Origin of the sequence: Aureimonas fodinaquatilis, from assembly GCF_008369445.1 — a bacterium.
GTDB classification, from domain to species: Bacteria; Pseudomonadota; Alphaproteobacteria; order Rhizobiales; family Rhizobiaceae; genus Aureimonas; species Aureimonas fodinaquatilis.
Genome location: NZ_VTWH01000005.1, coordinates 217,758 through 233,928, shown reverse-complemented (window position 1 = coordinate 233,928; position 16,171 = coordinate 217,758). Strand labels below are relative to the sequence as shown.

Here is a 16,171-nt window from a genome sequence, read left to right as displayed (position 1 = left end):
GCACAATGCGCATTGCCCTTTTGTCTGCCAGCAGAGACCGCCATGCCCGCCAGCTCGTGCGGGCTTTTTCGGCGCAAAACGCAGACGCCCTTATGTTTGAACTGGCCGATGTGGCATTTGACAGCACTGCGCGCCATGGGCTGGTTCTGCCGCATTTTGGCGAAGAGCTGCCGGATGCGGTTTGCCTGCGCACGATGAATGGCGGCAGCTTTGAAGCCGTGACCCGCCGCTTGTCGATATTGCACGCATTGTCAGCGCTGGGCGTGCCGGTTTCCAACACTGCGCGGGCGGTGGAATGCTGCACGGACAAATCCATGACCAGCTTTCTTCTGGCGCAGGCAAAAATTCCATCTCCGCGCAGCAAGGTGGTGGAAACGCGGGCAGAAGCTGAAGCTTTTCTGCGTCAGTCGCCCGTGCCTCTGGTTCTGAAGCCGCTGTTCGGCGCGCAGGGCAAGGGCATTGCTCTGGTTGAAACATCCGCAGACCTTCCGGAACCCGACGCTGTCAGCGGCGTGTACTATCTGCAGGAATTTGCCGGTTGCCACCGAAACGGATTCTGGAGCGACTATCGCCTCATGGTTTCCAACGGCCGGGTGGTGGCGGCCATGATGCGACGCTCTTCGGCAAGCTGGATCACCAATATCAAGCAGGGGGCACAAGGCGTGGCCATAACTGCCGATGCCGACATGAGCGGGCTGGCAGTGGCAGCAGCAGCGGCTGTTGGCGCCAGTTTTTGCGGAGTGGACATTCTGCAGGGCGTGGACGGAACCGCACAGGTGATTGAGGTCAACTCGATGCCCGCCTGGACGGGGCTGCAACGCGCCACCGGCATAGACATAGCCGCAATTCGTGCAGGGGACCTGATAGCCAACCTGCCTGCGCGCATTTCGCCTTTTGCGCGTGCCGTCTGATGTTGGCAGCGCAAATTCAGTCCGCATATATTGCGGCATGCCAGTCTGAACTGGATGTGCTCAAACCCGGCAATGTGCACCGCTTTGCGGCTGGTCACGGCATGGATGTGGCGGTTTTTACAGCCAGTGCGGCAGCTTCTGCTCCATTTGTGACAGCGCCGGGCCAACCATTGGGGCAGCGGATCCTGGGCGCGGTGGCCGCCACGCAGCAGACTGTGGGACAGAACAGCAATCTTGGAATTTTGCTGCTGTGTGCGCCCCTGGCGATGGCAGCAGAGCGCGCAGACACCACGTCTCTGCAAGTCTCCTTGCATGCAGTGCTGCAGGACCTGACGATGGATGACGCCACGTTGACCTTTCAGGCGATTGCGCTGGCAGCCCCCGGCGGTCTGGGTCAGGTGGCCGAGCAGGACGTGCGTCACCCACCCGGCATGAGCCTGTTGCAAGCCATGGCGCTGGCCGCAGGGCGTGACAGAATTGCTGCGCAATATTGCAATGACTTTGATGATGTTTTTGCGCAGGGCATGACAGACCTGACCACGCCAGATGCTTTGCCAGACGTATTGCGGGTTTACCTTGGTTTTGCCGGGCGGTTTCATGACAGCCACATCCAGCGCAAATTTGGACCGGACATAGCCCAGGCGATACAAATGGAGTTTCGCAGGTTTCATGAAAAACTGGTCATGACGGTTGATCCTGAAACCCGCCATTGCGCTCTTTTGGCATTTGACGCGGACCTGAAGGCGCGCGGCATCAACCCAGGCACCTCGGCTGATCTGACAGTTGCAACTGTTTTTGCAGCGCACTTGCTGAGAATTTGCGGCAAACCCTTCTGATTAAGGAGATATCTTTGCTTAAAAGGATTGACTGGCGCAATCAGTAGGGTCAGTCTCAATGCAACTGTCCGGCAAACCGGTCCCCCGCGGGACGCCGATAACAAGGGCAGTCAAAAGCCAGGCCGGTATGCGGCCGGGTTGCGGGGGTCGGCATGACAGCTTCACCATACGACAGACTCTTGCAGCGCATATTCGGCCTTTACCGGACCGGAAACGAATCTGGCTGGGAAAACCCGGCCATGGGCATGCGAAAAACAGTTTAATCAGGGAGAGGAATTGATCATGGCAAAAATCAACAAAGTGCTGGTGGGAGAGTCTTTGGTGGGCGAGGGCAACGAAGTTGCGCATATCGACCTCATCATCGGCCCACGCGGCTCAGCCGCTGAAATCGCCTTCTGCAACTCACTGACCAACAACAAGGATGGATTCACATCGCTGTTGGCGGTGATTGCACCCAATCTGGCCACCAAGCCAAACACCGTCATGTTCAACAAGGTTACGATCAAGGGCGCCAAACAGGCAGTTCAGATGTTTGGCCCGGCACAAACCGCTGTGGCACGCGCCGTGGCAGATGCGGTGGAAAAGGGCATCATTCCGGCAGATGAGGCGGATGATCTGTTCATTTGCGTTGGCGTGTTCATCCACTGGGAGGCAGAGGATGACGCCAAAATTCGCGATTACAATTACCGCGCGACGCTTGAATCCATTGAACGGGCGGTCAGTGGCAAGCCAACTGCCGCTGAAGTTGTGTCGCAGAAGGGCGCAGCGCACCATCCGTTTGCCGGTGCCTAGACAAGAGACCATCCCGTGGAAGAGCAACCGGCGATGAAGGCCGGGCTTCTTCGGCGATTGGCCGCCATTTTTGGCTATCAGTAGATTGCCATTCAACCACCACAAAAGGGGCCGCAATGGCCCCTTTAGAGCATTTCCGGTTGAAGCGAAATTGCGTCAACTTAGGACAATGCGACAGAACAAGGAGTTAGAGCCTGTCAGGGTGATCAAGATAACCTGACAGGCTCTGTAATGCGGTATGCGGCGGCGAAGGGCTGATGTAAGCTGCGACGATTGCGAATTGTCGGGTTGGGGGGACATGACAAGACGATTGGGGTGGGATGTCGGCGGCGCGCATTTGAAAGCCGCCTTGCATGACGAAGGAAGAATTGTCGGAGTCTGGCAGGAGCCCTCCCCCTTGTGGCTGGGGTTGGACCATCTTGAAACCGCCCTGACCAACATTCTTGCACAGACTGGCCCGGTGGCAGCTCACAGGCTGACAATGACCGGCGAACTGGCAGATATTTTTCCTGACCGGCTGGCGGGTGTGCAGCAGCTGACGCATTGCCTGGAAAGGCGACTGGGCCCGGATCTGGCGATTTATGCGGGTGAAAAGGGCCTTGTTCCGCCACAGAGGGCAACAGAGTTTGCCGCGCTGGTTGGTTCCGCCAACTGGCATGCCAGTGCCGCACTGGTAGCCAGCAGGCTGCAACAGGGCCTGTTGGTGGATATGGGCTCCACCACCACCGACATTGTGCCGGTTTCGGGAGGGCAAATCTGCAACATCGGCTACACGGATGCTGAACGGCTGGCGGCTGGAGAGCTGGTTTATCAGGGCTTTACACGCACCAGCCTGATGGCTGTTGCTCTGAATGTGCCATTCAGGGGCAGGGCTGCCCCGGTTATGGCAGAACATTTTGCCACCATGGCCGATGCACAGAGGCTGATCGGCAATTTTGACGAGACAGACGACCAGATGCCCAGCGCCGACGGGCGGGACAAATCACAGGCAGCAAGCCGTGCAAGGCTGGCGCGAATGCTGGGCCATGACGCGGATGATGCCACGTCGGAAGAATGGACCGCTGTTGCCGGAGCCTTTGCCGAAGCGCAGCTTCGCCGAATTCACGATGCGGCGTTGCAGGTTCTGTCGCGCGGGGACATTGCAGCAGATGCACCATTGATCCTGGCGGGCTCCGGCAGACCATTGCTGCGCCGTCTGGCAGCGCGGCTGGACAGGGGCGTCGTCGATTTTGCGGATCTTGCAGACTGCCGGGCCACATTGCGGGAAGCGGCCAGTCGCGCCGCGCCGGCTGTAGCGCTGGCAGCGATCCAGACCTGAAGCATTTCTTGTTGAAACATGATCATCTCAACGGCAAGACGAGACGTCAGATCAAAGGGTCGGATTGCCTGACCTGATTGAAAGATCACTTCAGGCCATCTGTGCCGTAAAATGCGTTCACCCGCTCCATCAGCCATTGCCACGCCAGTTGCTCGTTCGGGCCGGCGGTTTTCTCCAGCCCGATTGATAGATAGGCAATTTCCGCCTGCACCTTTTGCTTTGGCAGGATGTGCAGCCGTGAAACCAGAATTGCCAGTTCCAATATCGCCGAGCGCGCCCGGTTCATGCCCGTAAACGGTGCATGCGTGGCGGATTGAACAATGACGCAGGTGAAGCGCGGCCTTTGTGCGTGGTCTTCCACCGCCTCCACTTGCAACACATCATGCGCCAGCGCCGCACTCAGCCTCGGCACTGCCACACCCGGCACGGACGTTAGTGGCCAGTCCTTGCGCCCGGTCAGGCATCCGGCAAAGATCAACGGATCATCGGTATAATTGGCAATGGCAATGCGGCTGACTGCAATATTGTCGAGTGTTCGGGATGGCGCAAACGGCGCTATGATCCAATGGCGGTTGTCACTCTCGTGCGCCTGCACCAATCCCAAAGGTGCGATATGTGCCTCGCCCGCGCTGCTAACCGTGGTCAAAATCACTTCGCGGATCATGCCTCATCCTTCCCGGACTTGTCTTTTCCGGCCTTCAAGGTGTGCCCCGCTTCTGCCAGCCTCGTGCGATCTTCCTGCGCATCCTCCGGTGTTGCCACGCCAAAATTCAACGGCTCGTCCTGTGCAAATCTTTTGCCAAGCCGCCAGGCAATTTCAGCCCGCTGCAATTCTGCTCCAAGGTAAAAGGCATGTGCAGGATCATCCTTGACTTCAAGATGCGGGAAAGCTGCAAACGCGTTCTGCTCAACCACATGCATGCCCCGCGTGTAGAGGTGAATGCCGTCTTCCGCAGTTTCGATCCGGTAATTGCGATCACGAACCATGGCGGCCTGTTCGGCAATTTCGGCAGAGGTGTTGGCAAAGGGTTTGATATCGTGAACCTGTGAAAGGCCCGCACTATAGCCCTTTGGCAATGCGCCATCCGCCTTTGCAGCAAACATGATGCGCCGCGCGAGGTCATGTTCCTGCAAAGTTGCTCTTGTGTGCGCGCTGACATGGACAACCAGAAGATTGTTAATCGACAGTTCCGAGGCAATACCCAGCAACATTGCCGTAATGCCGGACGTGTCGGCCTGCGTCAGCTCTGTCAGATTGCCCGTCCCCATCATCACATCGACGCCCGGACGCAGTTCATGCAAGCGGTGATAGCGTGCCAGCGATGCGGAAAAACCAAAATGTATCGGGTCAAGAACCGGGTCTGCAATGAAATTCAGCCCCATTGCCTCCGCTTTGTCCATCGCCCGCAGCAGAGAGTCCAGGTCGCGCGGCTCTTCCGGTATCAGCACTGGAACCGCATTTCCCTCCAACGCCACGTCCAGGCTGTTCTCATGCAGGCTCAGAAGATAATCCGCCCCGGCGCGGTTGGCACGCAGCAGCTCATTGCGGTCGGCACTGTCCACACTGACAGTCAGCCCCGCCTGTTTCAAAAGGGCGATTGACTTTTCGAGATGCGGAAATGGCGTATCCGGCAGGCAGCCAAGGTCGATAACATCCGCGCCTGCAGCCCGCATGGCCAGCGCGCGCCGCAAGATTTCGCCCGGTGTCAACGCAGAGGCATCCACAATTTCGGAAAAAATGCGCATATCGTGCTGCGACAGATCCGGCTTGCCCCCTTTGCGGCCCAGAAATTCCGGCAAGTCAGCAATCTCGTCCGGCCCGCGCACAAAAGGCAGGCCGAAATGCCTGGCCAAACGGTCGAGATCGGCGCGGCAACGACCCGGCACAACAACCAGCGTGGCGTCTACCGGTCGAGGCAGCCGCCGTTCAATGATTTCGCCGGTCATCAGCGCTGCAACTTTAACGCCAATATCCACCACTGTGTGGGTGAAATCCGGCTCCGGCAATTCGGCAAGCACCTTGTGCAAACGCTGCAAGGCAAGATGCCCAGTCAGAAAAAGCAGTTTCTGCCCCGAAAACGGCCCCTGCATCTGCACCTGACCGCCTACTCCGCCGCTTCGGCCACCGATCCGCCATTGCCCGATTTGTCATCGCGCACAATTGCGTGCCCCGGCACATTGCCGATGGCCAGCCTGCGTCCGGCCAGCCGCAAATCACCCGGCCCGGCAATGTAAACCGCGGTTTCTTCATGCAGCAGCCGTGCAAACGCCTGATCCACCACCCCGGCTCTGGAAATCGCATGCAAGGTTGAACCTTCAGGCAGATCAAGCTGTTTGATCAGGCACAGCGAGCAACCGGAAAACTGGCCAGCCAGCCAGGCGGCAAGGCTGTCTGAGGTAACACTCCAGTTTCGGCCAATTTCTCCCGCACGCAGCGCCAGCTTGGCCGGCATCCACACCGGTATCTTGTTTTCAGACAATGCCTTGCGAATTGCTTCCTTGGTGGCAACTGCCACCAGTCGGTTGCCTAGGCTCACAATTGCACGGCCAAACTGTTCCATCGCCAGAATTGCCATATGGTGCGCTGCATCATCATCAAAGCCGATAACTTTCTGATATCGTCGCACAGTGTCTGCAAACGGCCCCCCACCGGGCACAAGCACCACCGGTCGAATCGTTTGCTCGATACTTTCAATCCACACCTTCAGGTCGGGAGAAGAAATCGAGCTACCACCTACCTTGATAATCAGCAGCTCTTTCAAATCGGCTACTCCTTCAGCACAAATGCTCGGGAAGCAAAGCATGCAAAGCAGGCTGGCTCGACCCGGAAAAGTTAACCCACGGTTTTGGATAACCGATTAGCTGCCACTCTTTCGCCTTTTTCCACCGAACTGCAATAACTTAGCCGATCACTTCTATGCTGCAGTGCATCATAGTCTTTCGCATTTGCGGCGAATCTCGATGCCTGCGGAAGCAGGACCAAGGTCCAGCTTTTCCACCCGCACCGTGACTTCAACCACACGCGAGTCTGCCAGAATGGTTGCTGCCAGTTCTTCGGCCAAAGTTTCAACCAGATCGGTGTGGCCGCGCTCTGCGATCTGCGCAACTGCGTCCATCATCACATCATAAGAATAGACATCGCCCATGCTTTCCGGCTGGCGGGATACGCGCAGAACATCCGCCTCGATAGTGAACCGCACCTGCTGCTTGCGCCCGCGCTCAAAGCCATAGGCACCAATTTCCATATTCTGCACAAAATCGCGGATGAACACGCGGTCTGTCTGGCTGGCCTCGTTGACCATAATCGGCTTGAACAGCGCTGACATGGCTTTGACCTTTTCCGCAGCGAGCTCACCCGCGCGCTCACCCGCCGTCAAGGCACCGCGGAACCCCAAATAGTCTGGCGCAAGTGGCAGCAACCGCGCGACATCTGGTGCTTCCAGCGAGCCGGCAAGCCCGGTTTGCAAACCCGCAGCGCTGGCAGCATCAACAAAATGCCGCAACGCTGCCAGCGACATGTGGTCCAGCAGACGACGGCCATCTTTTGTACGGGTGTCCAGCATGGCTCCCGTGAAGCCTGCCTGATGCAATATCGGCATGAAGTCGGGGTCCACCCCATCCTCACCAAAAAACACTGCCACTTTGGCAATGCCAGGCGTCTTTGCGGCCAGATCGGCACAAACTGCCTCCCAGGCTTCACGCTCTGCCGGGAAAAAGCCGATTTTGACAAAATCTGCCGCCGCCCTTGCCTGCACTGCAGGCGTTATGACCGCCGGGTCCATCGGGAGATCTCCAGCCACGGCGGAAACTGGCCTGCGCCCCGCAATTTCTGCTTGCACAGCCGCCAGCATTTCCGCGCCAACAGCCCCCAAAGCGCCCTGCCCAGGCTCTTTCAGGTCTATAATATCCGCGCCATTGTGGAGCGCCAGCACCGCTTCATCCACATTGCGCACACTTACCAGCATTTTTGCCACGGGCGGTCTCTTCACATTTCGGCAGTTGTCGCCATCTTGCCCTGCCCATGCCACCAGTGCCAGCGGCAAGATGCCCCCCAAACGCAAAACGGGAAAAAATCGCCTTGTCACCCGCCAGTATTTCCGACTTGCTGGGGGCTTGGGCATTTCTCATTGAAGCGCAACAGCGTCAGCGACAAGACAATGCGGCGAAGCAAAGAGTTGCACTGTTTTGAGCGATCATGAAATCGCCTGAAACTGTCTAAGCGCAGATGGAGGCTTTTGGAATGAAAACCAGCGCAAAATTTGCCGTAACTCTCATAGCGGGTCTGGCAGCATTTTCAGCACAGGCGCAAACCCCAGAGCCACAAACAATCAAGATTGGCTTCTTGCGCAGCTATGAGCCGGTGCTGGCACTTTCAGCGCTGAACATTCCGCCGGAATCCATCGGGGTTGATGGAGCCGATCTTGCCATAGCTGACAACAACACCACCGGGCAGTTCATGGGACAGACGTTCGAGCTGTCGGTTTCCACCCACAAGCCTGGTGAGGATGTCGGCCCCGCCATGCAGGAATTGCTGGATGCCGGCAACAACTTCATTCTCACCGACCTTTCAGCCGCCGATACGCTGAAAGTTGCCGATATGGCCAAGGGAGCCGGCGCAACAATTCTGAACGCCGGCGCCACCGACGATTCACTGCGCGACGAAAATTGCCGGGCCAATATGCTGCACACCGCGCCGTCCCGTTCCATGCTGACGGATGCGCTGGCGCAGTATCTGATGTGGAAGCAATGGCGCAACTGGGTTCTGGTGGCCGGAGAGCACGAGCCTGACCAGCAGTTCGCCGAGGCAATGAAGAACTCCGCCACAAAGTTTGGTGGCAATATACTGGAAGAGCGAATCTTTGAGGATGCAGGCGGCGCCCGTGCAACCGATTCCGGGCAAGCGCAGGTGCAGCGGCAGATACCCGTGTTCATGCAGGGCCTGCCAGATCATGATGTTGTGCTGGTGGCCGATGAGAGCGAAGTTTTTGGCACCTATATTCCATGGCACACATGGATACCGCGCCCGGTTGCCGGAACATCCGGGCTTGTTCCGGCATCATGGCACCCGGCCAGCGAGCAATGGGGCGGTGCGCAGATTCAAAACCGGTTCGAAAAGGCTGCCGGCCGGCGCATGCAGCCGCGTGACATGCAGGCATGGACCGCTGTGCGCATTGTCGGCGAGGCCGCCTCACGCACCAATTCCGCCGATCCCGAGGTCATCATCGACTTCATCAAAGGAGCGGATTTTTCCATCGCCGCTTTCAAAGGCCAGCGGCTGACTTTCCGGGACTGGAACTGGCAGTTGCGCCAGCCAGTGCTGCTGGGAGATGAATTGTCGGTAGTTTCCGCTTCTCCGCAGGAAGGGTTCTTGCATCAGGCAACAGAGCTGGACACACTGGGTGTGGACCGACCCGAAAGCACCTGCAAACTGTGAATCTTTCAGAAATGCTCGGAAGTCGTGACAATCCGGCGTAATCAGTCCAATCTACCACCGGTTACCGGATGCAGGGAGGCAGCCCGGACGTGTCTTTGCAGGCAAGGTTGATTGTTGCAATACTGGGCGCGCTGGCGGCAATGCTGCTTTTGGGCGGGCTTGCCAGCAGCCTGCATGTGCGTGAGCGCATCGAAAATGAAATGCGCTCTGCCCATATCGTTGCCGAGCACCGCATCGCACGGCAAATTGCCGAATTGCCTGCCACCATGGATCACGAGGGCAAATTCCGCGCGCTCCTGCGCACCTTCGACAGCGACCGTCATGCGCGGCTTTCGCTTCTGGGTCGCGATGGCAAGCCTATTGCCCGCTCCCACCTGCAATTGCCGCGCCAACCTGCGCCGGAATGGTTTTCCGCCCTCTTCGCCCCGCGCGCAATTGTCAGTGTCGTACCGCTGACAACCGGTGGCTCGGTTTCCGCATTGGAACTGGTGCTGGACCCGGCCAGTCACACCCGGGATGTCTGGACCGATCTGGGCCTTGGATTGACCATTATCAGCCTGTTTGTCTGCCTTTCCCTGCTGCTGGTCTATGTGATTGCCAGAACATCGCTGAAACCACTGAAAGCGCTGCGCATCGCAATGGGGCGGATAGGTGACGGCCAATATGACGTGCGCGTGGATGGCAAGGGGCCGCCGGAGGTGCAGGCGCTCGCGGCAAGCTGCAACGACATGGCCGTTCGGCTGCAGGCCATGACAAACGAAAACCGCCGCCTTGGTGAACTGGTCTATCGCCTGCAGGAAGAAGAACGTGCCGAACTTGCCCGTGATCTGCATGACGAAATCGGCCCGTTTCTCTTCAGCATCGATGTGGATGCCACAGCATTGCAGGCCAGTGCACCGGAACCGCTGCAAAGCAAAGCCGCATCCATTCGCGCCGCGGCAGACCATGCACGCAAGGCTGTGCGCCGCATATTAGGCAATCTTCGGCCTGGCCTTCTGCCTGGGCTGGGTTTGCAGGAAACTTTGACCCACATGATCAGCAGTTTTGAGGCACAGCACCCGGCCACCAGATTCGGGTTGACGATGCAGATCGGTTCCCTCGATCCGGAAACAGAAGCGCTGCTGCTGCGGGTTCTGCGAGAGGCCGTGCTGAACGCGCTGCGCCACGGCACCCCTACGCGCATCGACGTTTCCCTAATGCGCCAGGGCAATGAGATAGAGTTTGAAGTGAAGGACAATGGTGGCGGCAGTGCACAGTTTCAACATGGATTCGGCATTTCCGGCATGCGTGAACGCCTGGAAGCAGCGGGTGGCAGACTTGCTATTGAACCTGTTCTCATGCCGGCCGGGCTGCGTGTTGCGGGCTGCGTTCCCCTGCATGACCAGACGGGCGGCAACACAGCGTATCGCAAGGAGGCCGCATGAAAATTCTGATTGTCGATGACCATATGGTGGTGCGCGATGGCGTCAGGCGGCTGGTTTCCAGTCTTGAACCTGAAGAGATCGCCGAGGCGGAAACACCGCTTGAAGCGCTTGTTTCCTTCCGCCGAATGCGCCCCGACATCATTATTCTGGATATCAACCTGCGTGGCGGCAGCGGTCTGGAGGTTCTCCGCCGTCTGCATTCCAACGATGCCAAGGCCGCCATTATCGTGTTTTCAATGTATTCTGATCTTGTCTATGCCACCTCGGCCCAGCGAGAAGGTGCGCTGGCTTATGTTTCCAAAAGCGCGCCTTCCGACGAACTGCTGACCGCCATTCGCAAGGCTGCCCGGGGTGAAGCCTATGTGGACAGTGTAACCGCCAGTGCGCAGGAAATGGCAGGGCTGAATGTGGCATCACGCCTGTCCACTCGTGAGCTGGAAATTCTGCATATGCTGGGCGAAGGTCAAAGCCTGACGGACATCGCAAACGGGCTGGGCGTTGCATACAAAACCATTGCCAACACCTCCACCCGCATCAAGGAAAAGCTCGGATTGGAGCGGACCTCAGACCTGATACGCTTTGCTGTTGAAACACGAGGCGGCAGATTGTTGGGCGGCGAAATATAGTCGGCGCGAAAAGGACCAAAGACCGGGAACTATTCCCATAGGTTAAATCCACAACTCAAAATAGCATCCATTTCAGAAGCGCTTCCCGTTGAGCCGGCGACGTTTCAACGACAATACAAAGAATGAGAGTGTTTAAGGCGATCCAGAGATCATGTGAACGCTCAAGGCATTTTTGGAATGGAGGTCCTATGCCAAAACCTGTTCGCATAATTGCCGGAATGGCGCTCATTTCCGCTCTGTGCCTGACGGCCAACCCGGCGTTTGCCTACCGCATTTATGTTTCCAACGAACGCGGCAATGATGTGACCGTGCTGGATTCGGAAAATTTCGAGGTGGTGGAGACCATCAAGGTTGGCCAGCGACCACGTGGCATTGCGGTCTCACCCGATGGCACAAAAATATATGTTTGCGCCAGCGATGATGACACGATTGAAATCATTGACACTGCCACGCACCAGATTATCGGCACTCTGCCTTCTGGCCCCGACCCGGAGCTTATGGTCGTTTCTCCCGACGGCACGCTCATGTATGTGGCCAATGAGGACGATAATCTTGTAACTGTGATTGATTTGCAGACCGGCAGCCGGATTGTGGAAATTCCGGTGGGTGTTGAGCCAGAGGGGATGGGCATCTCTCCCGATGGCAAAATCATCGTCAACACCTCCGAAACCACCAATATGGCGCATTTCATCGACCGGGATAGCGAGCAGATCATCGCCAATGTTCTGGTGGACTCCCGCCCACGCTTTGCCGAATTCAAGAAAGACAATTCGGAAGTGTGGGTATCAGCAGAAATCGGCGGCACAGTCAGTGTTATTGATGCTGCCACCCGTGACATCAAACACAAGGTCACATTCGAAATTCCCGGCATCAGCCCGGAACTGATCCAGCCGGTTGGTGTGCGGCTGACGGAAGATGGCTCCAAAGCCTATGTGGCGCTGGGACCGGCAAACCGCGTGGCCGTGGTGGATGGCAACACTTATGAGGTGCTCGACTATCTGCTGGTCGGGCAGCGCGTCTGGCAATTGGCGTTTTCACCGGACGGCGCGCACCTGTTTTCCACCAATGGCATATCGAACGACATATCGATCATCGACACGAAAACTGACGAAGTCATCAAGTCTGTACAGGTGGGCCAGCAGCCATGGGGCGTAACCGTGGCGGCAAAGCAGTAACTGGAGGAAACAGTATGAGATTGAACCAGCTTGACCCTGTGGCAACGCGCCTGTTGCTGGCCGCCTTCCTGGCGCTATCCCCGGCCGGGGTTGCTTATGCGCAGGGCACAACTGCACCCGCAGGTGAAACGCAGGCGGATGACGACGACGATGACGATGATGACGGCGAGGCTGCGGCCCCTGCCGCAACGGGGGCAGGCAACGCACAAATGCCTGCCAGCGCCATGTCCGCTGATGCGCTTGGGCTGGCACCGCTTTCCCGCTCAAGTCAGGATGTGCCGGAACTGGTCCTGGGTTCGGCCGACAATGATTTTGCGGTGAATGAAACAGATTTCGTCATGCGGGTCGGTCAGGCTTATCGCTGGCGCATCACCTCGGATGGGGCATTGGAGTATAAATTCCATGCGCCGAATTTCTTCCGCAACATCTGGTTCAACCAGATCGTTATCAGCGATCTGGAACTGCACATGGCAGGGCCACCCGCCTGGCTGGAATATGACGCGAAAGGCACCATCCAGGTGCAGTTCAACACTGTGCGCCCCGGCAATTTTGACTGGTGGATCGAAGGTCTGGATGGTTCGCAGGGCATGAAAGGCACAATCACGGTTGTTCCCTGAACCCACCTGCGCGACTATAATAAAGCGTTTCGGGTGATCAAACGGTCATCTGAAACGCTCCAACTTTCTGTTTTGTCGCATTGTCCAGCCGTTAGAACGATTCCGTTTGAACCAGAAATGCTTTAATGGACCCGAAAACGCGTAGAGTATCACCGGCTCTGGAAGTCGAAGGGGTCAGCCACTCCTACGGCGCGCGCCGGGCTTTGGATGATGTGTCCTTCATCGTTCCACAAGGCAGCTTTACCGCCCTGCTCGGCCCGAATGGTGCCGGAAAAAGCACGTTGTTCTCGCTCATCACCCGTCTGTTCACACCTCGTCATGGTGCTGTGCGAGTTATGGGCCATGATGTTTCAACCCGCCCCAGCCAGGCATTGGCTGCAATGGGCGTCGTGTTTCAGGGCCGCACGCTGGATCTCGACCTCTCGATCCGGCAGAATCTGCAATACCACGCAGCACTGCACGGCATGTCCCGAAGTCAGGCCCGCCAAAGAGCGGTTGAAATTCTGGCGGGTACCGTTCTGGCAGACCGCATGGGCGATAAAGCGCGCACATTATCCGGCGGACAATTGCGCCGGGTCGAAATTGTCCGTGCCTTCATGCACCGCCCCCGGCTGATCCTTCTGGACGAGCCAACCGTCGGGCTGGATATAGCGGCAAGGGCCGAAATCATTCGCACTGTCCGTGAACTTGTGGCCAGGGAAGGGGTCAGCGTTCTTTGGGCAACTCACCTGATCGACGAAATTGATGCCACGGACCGTGTTGTGATTTTGCATCATGGCCAGGTGCTGGCAGAAGGTGCCAGCCGCGATATTGTGGAAGCTGAAGACGCCGGCAATATTGGCGAAGCGTACACGCGGTTGACAACAATGGCCCCAGCGCGAGGCACCATCGCATGAACGCGCCCGTTGCACCCAACCCCCAAAAGCTTGGCGCCATTCATTACTGGCGGTGCTTCTACGGTATTGCCAGCCGTGAAATTCTGCGGTTTCTGCATCAGCGGGAAAGGTTCATATCGGCTCTGGTGCGGCCATTGCTGTGGCTTTTCATCTTTGCCGCCGGGTTTCGTCAGGTGCTGGGCGTTTCCATTATCGCACCTTACAAGACCTATATTCTGTATGAGGTTTTCATAACGCCCGGCCTCATTGGCATGATCCTGCTGTTCAACGGAATGCAATCGTCTCTATCCATGGTGTATGACCGGGAAACCGGGTCGATGAAGACCTTGCTTGTCAGCCCGTTGCCGCGCTGGTTTCTGTTGGTTTCCAAATTGTTTGCCGGAGTGCTTGTTGCAGTGCTGCAAGCCTATGTGTTTCTGCTTATTGCCTATTTCTGGCGCGTGAAACCACCGGAAATCGGTTACGTGACTGTTCTCCCCGCCATTGTTCTCGTTGGTCTTATGCTGGGCTCCCTGGGCATGTTGCTGTCCTCGCTTGTCCGCCAGCTCGAAAATTTTGCCGGGGTGATGAACTTTGTCATTTTTCCGATGTATTTTGCTTCTTCCGCCCTTTACCCCTTGTGGCGAATTCGCGAGTCTTCTCCGCTTCTGTATTATATCTGCCAGTACAACCCCTTCACTCACGGGGTGGAATTGATCCGGTTTGCCCTGTATGGTCAGTTCAATCTGGTGGCTTTCAGCGTTGTTGCCGGTTGCACGGTCCTTTTTCTGGGGCTGGCAATTCTGGCCTATGACCCCATGCGCGGCACAATTGCCCGCAAAGGAGAAGCTCGCCAATGATGTTGCATTTCAGTTCTTCGGTTCTGGCTTTGGCCATGTTCACCACATCGGCGATGGCGCAAGCTCCTGCCCCGCGGGAAGTACCTGATGGCTTTGTTGTCCCAGGCCCCGCACCCACGGGTGCTCCTGCCCCACGTGCAGTACCCGATGGCTTCGTGGTTCCCGGCCCTGCCCCAACGGGTCAGCCGACCCGAGCTGCGCCTGCCAACCCGGCCATTGCCGCACCCGCCCATCATGGCAGTACAGACTGGCCATGTGTGCAGCGCCGTGTAGAGCGCATAGACGCCGGGCAGATCTGGCCAGATTTTCCTGCGGATGGAGGCCAGCAGGAACGCTCGGCACAGACACGCGCCCTGGTGCAGCAGGTTGCACAGCGCCGTGTGCCGCTGGCCGAGGGCGAAAAACAATTGCGGGATTACATTGCCAGCCTGCCGGAAAGCCAGAGAGAGAGCAGTGCACAAACCCTGTTTTCGGAGCTGCTTTCGACGTTCAACCGCGAGCGGGCCGATGTGGTGCAGGGCATTGTGCGCTATGCCAGCAAGCAAAAAGGTCTGGCGTCACGCATAAGAGAAGAAACCGGCAAACTGGATCAATTGATGAGCCAGCCGCAACCAGACCTGAAAGAACTGGAAGCCCAGCAGGAAGCTCTGTTGTGGCAGACCCGGGTCTTTGATGAAAGGCGGCTTTCGCTGACCTATGTCTGCGAAGTGCCGATATTGATCGAGCAGCGAATGTTCGCATTTGGCCGCACGCTCAGGGATTCCCTATAGCGTTGACGGCTCATGCACCTCCAGCGGAAAGCCCGCCTCAGCCCACCCATCTGTGCCCTCGGGATACCATTTCACCTGCGTATAACCCAAGTGCACAGCACGTCGGGCGGCGTTCCAGCTCATCCAGCAATTTCGCTGGCAGTAAAACACAACAGGCTGCGCAAGGTTCGAACTCGTAGCCGTCTGCAACCCGTGCTGAAAATAGCTCTCTACCGATTGGGCAAGGTCGCCATAGCCGGTATCCACCAGCCAGATTGAACCGGGGATACCACGCCGTTCGGCAGGCCGCCAGATCGTGCCCTTCGGCAGGTTAGCAGGTTTTGGCGCGCGCGGCATGACATCAACAAATTTAGCTGAGCCGGCTTTCCACAAGGCGGCGGCCTCTGCCGTATCCAGCACCTTGGCTCCTTGTAAAGTCGCGGGCGTCGGCGCTCGATACTCTTCTACGCGATAGCTCTGCGGCTCTGGAATGGTCTGCGCCAAAGCCGGTGTGCTGAGCAACAGGAGCAGCCCGACCCAGCGCCAGCACATCG

At 57.6% G+C, this 16,171-nt stretch carries 17 protein-coding genes; 12 read left to right on the top strand and 5 right to left on the bottom strand.

Annotated elements, in window-relative coordinates; translation table 11 throughout:
• The first annotated feature begins 5 nt into the window (after nucleotides 1-5).
• The 4 genes from FPY71_RS17240 (at nucleotide 6) to FPY71_RS17225 (ending at nucleotide 3,857) form a co-directional block, all read left to right on the top strand.
• Nucleotides 6-911, top strand: coding sequence for an ATP-grasp domain-containing protein (locus FPY71_RS17240; protein WP_149301564.1), 906 nt, complete (start codon nucleotides 6-8; stop codon nucleotides 909-911).
• Nucleotides 911-1,747, top strand: a complete 837-nt coding sequence (locus FPY71_RS17235; protein ID WP_149301563.1) for a triphosphoribosyl-dephospho-CoA synthase — start codon at nucleotides 911-913, stop codon at nucleotides 1,745-1,747. Before FPY71_RS17240 ends, FPY71_RS17235 begins: the two co-directional genes overlap by 1 nt.
• Before the next feature lie 282 nt (nucleotides 1,748-2,029).
• Nucleotides 2,030-2,539, top strand: coding sequence for a formaldehyde-activating enzyme (fae, locus tag FPY71_RS17230; protein WP_149301562.1), 510 nt, complete (start codon nucleotides 2,030-2,032; stop codon nucleotides 2,537-2,539).
• 298 nt (nucleotides 2,540-2,837) lie between these two features.
• A complete protein-coding gene (locus FPY71_RS17225) occupies nucleotides 2,838-3,857 on the top strand; it encodes a hydantoinase/oxoprolinase family protein (RefSeq protein WP_246160686.1) in 1,020 nt (339 codons plus the stop codon).
• A gap of 85 nt (nucleotides 3,858-3,942) precedes the next feature.
• On the opposite strand, the gene FPY71_RS17220 is transcribed toward FPY71_RS17225, so the two are convergent.
• The 4 genes from FPY71_RS17220 to FPY71_RS17205 form a co-directional block, all read right to left on the bottom strand.
• Entirely contained in the window at nucleotides 3,943-4,521 is a 579-nt protein-coding gene (locus FPY71_RS17220; protein WP_149301560.1) for a DUF447 domain-containing protein, read from the bottom strand.
• Entirely contained in the window at nucleotides 4,518-5,948 is a 1,431-nt protein-coding gene (locus tag FPY71_RS17215) for a DUF6513 domain-containing protein (RefSeq protein ID WP_149301612.1), read from the bottom strand. The genes FPY71_RS17220 and FPY71_RS17215 overlap by 4 nt, the downstream gene beginning before the upstream one ends.
• 14 nt (nucleotides 5,949-5,962) lie before the next feature.
• Complete coding sequence (locus tag FPY71_RS17210; protein ID WP_246160684.1) at nucleotides 5,963-6,619, bottom strand: amino acid kinase family protein; 657 nt, start codon at nucleotides 6,617-6,619, stop codon at nucleotides 5,963-5,965.
• Between the two features lie 168 nt (nucleotides 6,620-6,787).
• Nucleotides 6,788-7,822, bottom strand: a complete 1,035-nt coding sequence (locus tag FPY71_RS17205) for a (5-formylfuran-3-yl)methyl phosphate synthase (protein WP_246160698.1) — start codon at nucleotides 7,820-7,822, stop codon at nucleotides 6,788-6,790.
• A 275-nt stretch (nucleotides 7,823-8,097) separates the two neighbouring features.
• Here FPY71_RS17205 and FPY71_RS17200 point away from each other — a divergent pair, with 275 nt between their 5' ends.
• The 8 genes from FPY71_RS17200 to FPY71_RS17165 all read left to right on the top strand — a co-directional run bounded on the left by FPY71_RS17200 (nucleotide 8,098) and on the right by FPY71_RS17165 (nucleotide 15,638).
• Nucleotides 8,098-9,291, top strand: a complete 1,194-nt coding sequence (locus tag FPY71_RS17200; RefSeq protein WP_149301557.1) for an ABC transporter substrate-binding protein — start codon at nucleotides 8,098-8,100, stop codon at nucleotides 9,289-9,291.
• 68 nt (nucleotides 9,292-9,359) lie between these two features.
• Nucleotides 9,360-10,715, top strand: a complete 1,356-nt coding sequence (locus tag FPY71_RS17195; protein WP_149301556.1) for a histidine kinase — start codon at nucleotides 9,360-9,362, stop codon at nucleotides 10,713-10,715.
• The gene (locus FPY71_RS17190) at nucleotides 10,712-11,341 is read left to right on the top strand and encodes a response regulator transcription factor (RefSeq protein WP_149301555.1); all 630 of its coding nucleotides are present in this window, start codon (nucleotides 10,712-10,714) and stop codon (nucleotides 11,339-11,341) included. Before FPY71_RS17195 ends, FPY71_RS17190 begins: the two co-directional genes overlap by 4 nt.
• Before the next feature lie 188 nt (nucleotides 11,342-11,529).
• Nucleotides 11,530-12,516, top strand: coding sequence for a PQQ-dependent catabolism-associated beta-propeller protein (locus FPY71_RS17185; RefSeq protein ID WP_149301554.1), 987 nt, complete (start codon nucleotides 11,530-11,532; stop codon nucleotides 12,514-12,516).
• A 14-nt stretch (nucleotides 12,517-12,530) separates the two neighbouring features.
• Nucleotides 12,531-13,133 carry a hypothetical protein gene (locus FPY71_RS17180; RefSeq protein ID WP_246160682.1) on the top strand — a complete coding sequence of 201 codons (603 nt, stop codon included), beginning with the start codon at nucleotides 12,531-12,533 and terminating at the stop codon, nucleotides 13,131-13,133.
• A gap of 125 nt (nucleotides 13,134-13,258) precedes the next feature.
• The gene (locus FPY71_RS17175) at nucleotides 13,259-14,029 is read left to right on the top strand and encodes an ABC transporter ATP-binding protein (protein WP_149301553.1); all 771 of its coding nucleotides are present in this window, start codon (nucleotides 13,259-13,261) and stop codon (nucleotides 14,027-14,029) included.
• A complete protein-coding gene (locus FPY71_RS17170) occupies nucleotides 14,026-14,868 on the top strand; it encodes an ABC transporter permease (protein ID WP_149301552.1) in 843 nt (280 codons plus the stop codon). Before FPY71_RS17175 ends, FPY71_RS17170 begins: the two co-directional genes overlap by 4 nt.
• Nucleotides 14,865-15,638, top strand: a complete 774-nt coding sequence (locus tag FPY71_RS17165) for a hypothetical protein (protein ID WP_149301551.1) — start codon at nucleotides 14,865-14,867, stop codon at nucleotides 15,636-15,638. The genes FPY71_RS17170 and FPY71_RS17165 overlap by 4 nt, the downstream gene beginning before the upstream one ends.
• Here FPY71_RS17165 and FPY71_RS17160 read toward each other — a convergent pair.
• Nucleotides 15,633-16,169 carry a PQQ-dependent catabolism-associated CXXCW motif protein gene (locus FPY71_RS17160; RefSeq protein ID WP_149301550.1) on the bottom strand — a complete coding sequence of 179 codons (537 nt, stop codon included), beginning with the start codon at nucleotides 16,167-16,169 and terminating at the stop codon, nucleotides 15,633-15,635. The genes FPY71_RS17165 and FPY71_RS17160 overlap by 6 nt on opposite strands.
• Nucleotides 16,170-16,171: the final 2 nt, after the last annotated feature.